This window comes from Microcystis sp. LE19-84.1B (assembly GCF_027531875.1).
Lineage (GTDB): Bacteria > Cyanobacteriota > Cyanobacteriia > Cyanobacteriales > Microcystaceae > Microcystis > Microcystis panniformis.
On sequence record NZ_JAPZSR010000092.1, the window covers coordinates 1 to 3,327 of the forward strand.

The 3,327-nt window shown below is 44.2% G+C and carries 4 protein-coding genes; 1 reads left to right on the forward strand and 3 read right to left on the reverse strand.

The annotated features are described in order from the left end of the window. Positions 1 to 538: RNA-guided endonuclease InsQ/TnpB family protein (locus O9324_RS05615; RefSeq protein WP_288139673.1), on the forward strand; the 538-nt coding region annotated here is incomplete at its 5' end. Positions 539 to 586: 48 nt separating this feature from the next. On the opposite strand, the gene O9324_RS05620 is transcribed toward O9324_RS05615, so the two are convergent. The 3 genes from O9324_RS05620 to O9324_RS05630 all read right to left on the reverse strand — a co-directional run bounded on the left by O9324_RS05620 (position 587) and on the right by O9324_RS05630 (position 2,789). Continuing rightward, on the reverse strand, positions 587 to 964 hold the full coding sequence (locus tag O9324_RS05620; protein ID WP_002769310.1) for a hypothetical protein: 378 nt from the start codon (positions 962 to 964) through the stop codon (positions 587 to 589). Positions 965 to 1,006: 42 nt separating this feature from the next. Beyond that, positions 1,007 to 1,930: an alpha/beta fold hydrolase gene (locus O9324_RS05625; protein ID WP_287628780.1), complete on the reverse strand. Its 924-nt coding sequence runs from the start codon at positions 1,928 to 1,930 to the stop codon at positions 1,007 to 1,009. A 151-nt stretch (positions 1,931 to 2,081) separates the two neighbouring features. Further along, positions 2,082 to 2,789 (reverse strand): SIMPL domain-containing protein, encoded by a 708-nt coding sequence (locus O9324_RS05630; protein ID WP_288139674.1) that lies wholly within the window; start codon positions 2,787 to 2,789, stop codon positions 2,082 to 2,084. Positions 2,790 to 3,327: the final 538 nt, after the last annotated feature.

The following is a 3,327-nucleotide window of genomic DNA, read 5'->3' on the forward strand; positions in this document are numbered from 1 at the left end:
AGCTTTGCTTCTTTTTCCGCTTTCTGTTTTTTATTTTTCTGCAAAAGATATTTATCAGAAAAGTCATGAGCAAGCTAGAGGTTTAAAGACTGAGCGGGTTCCAATTATTTTTATTAATAAATATTTTACACAATTCATACCGGGTAAGCAAGAGAGCTACGCCACTACTACCGAATCATTACCAAATCGGAAGTTGTCCCGTGCCATATCAGACTTAGGATGGCGTTCTTTTCGAGATATGCTATCGGCAAAGTCTGATAAATATGGGCGTGATTTTCGGATAATTTCCCGATGGGAGCCAACGTCTCAGCGATGTTCCTGTTGTGGGAATATCGGCGGTAAGAAAGCGTTAAATATCCGTGAGTGGGAATGTCTTTTCTGTGGGACTTTCCATGATCGAGACATCAATGCTGCGGTAAATATCAAGGTCGCCGGTGGGCAATCGGAGACTTTAAACGGACGGGTCGGAAAGCGTAAGACTTCTGTTAAAGAAGCAGCGTCCTGTGGAGCGTTAACCCCATTGACGCGACCATTCTAAAAAGGTGGCGTGGTGAGGAATCACCGTCCGTTTAAGGTGGTGAGGATGTCAACGGTTAGAAAGAGCGCATTTTCCCCGCGACCAACCCCATTCTTCCACTCCTACGGAAATTTGCGAACCAGGACGGACATCTCCTTTCGATAAATCTATCAGAGTCACACTGACTGCGGCGAATAGACTGCCACGATAAATCGGTTGTCCTTTGTTGTTAGTATTTTTAAAACTAAGGCTAGAAACTTGGGGGGGTTGACCGGAACGCGTCCAGCGAATGCGTTCAAAACGTCCATTGAGAAATTCTGCCGAATAGGACCAACCGTTATTCATGCGGCCTTGACAAAAAAGCTGTTGTGTGGCTACAGTAGCAGGAATATTGACAGATAAACTCAGAAGGCTGAATGTACCGAGAGCGATCGGCAAAAATTTCATAAAAGTTGGCACTATAGGGTCAAATAATCCCATTATAAGTTTTTAGATCGCAAATTTAACTATCGCGGCCGCGGTAAGTTCTGGTTTTTCGAGGTGGGGAACATGACCACAGCGAGGAATCCAGACCAGTTGATTATTAGGTAAAGCCTGCTGAAATTTCTTCGCGTCTTTTGTGCCTAAGATTTGATCGTTTTCTCCCCAAATAATCAGAGTTTCTCGGTTTATTTGGCTTAATTTCGGTAAAAATGCCCCATAACCACCACTTTTGGTAAAGGAGATTAAAGCCTCACTCCAGTGGGGACAATTTAAGTGCAGATTAGCACAGGTGCAAGCATCAACAGTGGCCAAAGTTTGATCGAAATAGGCAGTACGACTGATATTTTGACGCACGCGGGGATTGGCTAAAAAATTAGTTGCCCACTTATCGAGGGGAGAAAACATCAATTTACCCAAGACTGGGGGATTAGCTAGTCCTGCGCTGTCAATCAGGACTAATTTCGCCACTATTTCCGGGTAGGAGAGGGCAAAATCGAGGGCCACTGCACCCCCCATGGAAGCACCGACTAAAATCAGCGGTTTGGCGATCGCAGTTTGCCAGAAATGGTAAAGATGGCTTTTAATAGTTTTCGGAGATACTTCTAAATCTGGCTCTCGCTCAGTAAAACCGAAGCCGAGTAGATCTATCGCCCAAGTTTCCCTATTTTGGGCGAGTAAGGGTAGTAAACGCCGAAATTCCAGCAGGGAACTATCAAAACCGTGCAGGAGGAGAAAAGGCGGTTGACCTTGCCCTTGTTGACTATAGGTAGTTAGAATCGATCGAGGATAGATGGGGCTATCGATGGCAATTTGTTGGATATTTTCGAGGAGAGCAAGGGAGGTATCTTCGCTCAATCCCTCGCTAACAGTGGGTAAAAAGTTAGGATAATTCACGGATGAGGGCGAAAGTTTTCTAGATTTTCCGAGCATCGGTGCTGATTTTAAGCTGTTGACTATCTAAATTACTCCTTAGGACTGTCTATGAGCAGGAGAGCGAGGAGAGAGAGTTCGAGCATTTGTACTAAAATACTCAATAGGCAGTTTAAATGCAGTACAGCTTAACTGATAGCTAAAGGTTATGTTAATAGCTAATTTCGAGGGTGACAGCAGCCCGCAGGGTTTGTTCCCCTCCGATAACCGGGCTACTGGCAGCATCGGCACTCCGAAAAACCGCTTCTGAGCGGGCTATTGGCACGGGATTACTGGTATTACCCACTTGGATAGAAACCGTTTCTTTCGGCAATAAACCGAGGGCCTGTAACACGATTGTGGCCTGTTCTCTAGCTTGTTCCGTGGCTTTGATGAGAGCGGTTCTTTGGGCAGCTGCGATCGCTGATTCCCCAGCAGTAAAACTTACCCCATCGATGCGTGTTGCCCCGACTTTCACCGCTTCATCGATTAAACTCCCCGCTTGGGCTATATCAATCTGAAAACTAATCAAATTAGCCCCGATATAACCGATTAAACGTCTTTGATTGTTGCTGAAGTCGTAATTGGGCTGTAAACTAATGCCGGTGGTTTCCAATTTTTCCACTTGACGGGAACGGAGAAATTTAACCACCGCATCGCTACGATTGGCGGTTTCCTGCTGCACCTTACCCGCTTCTTTGCCTTGAACTTCTACCCCTAAGCGCACTATTGCTTTAGAAGTGGCGATATTTTCTATTCCTTCTCCCGTCACGGTAATTGTTCTCAATTCTCTTGGGTTTGCGTAACTAGGCATAACTAATCCAGTGTTGATGAGGATAAGGGACAGCAAAAAAGCCAAGCAAAATTTTTTGTAATTCATCAAAAATCTCTAGCGATCGATACTATATTTCGATTCTAGCCTTTTTTTTGGGCAATTGAGTGGAAGATTATCCCTTTTCCGTCACTTTCGGAATATTGGTGACTAAGCTCTGGGAACTTGAGAAGGGGCCTTTAAGCAATGAGTGTAAAGAACCACAGAGACACAAAGGACACAAAGACCGATCGCTATTATATAAGTAGGTAGGCGTTAAAAGTTATCAGACACCCCCCTTATCAAGGGGGGCAGGGGGGATCGAACCTAAAATCCATTTTTAACTTAATTATAACCAGCTACTTAAGTTAAACTTGTTACACAAAGAATAAGAGAGCCGATAAATTCTCAAAACTTGCTATGATCTAACAAGATTGTTAATGCACTTTCTCAGCTTCATTATCCCCTGCAATGACTCGCCAAATTCACGACCAATTTGCCAAGGAATATTTAGAGGAACTCTTAGCGTCTCTAGGAACGATTAAAAAGAGCAAGAAAGTCAAGAGTGAAGTCCAAGAAATCGATGTTTGGTTTGAACCAGCCACAG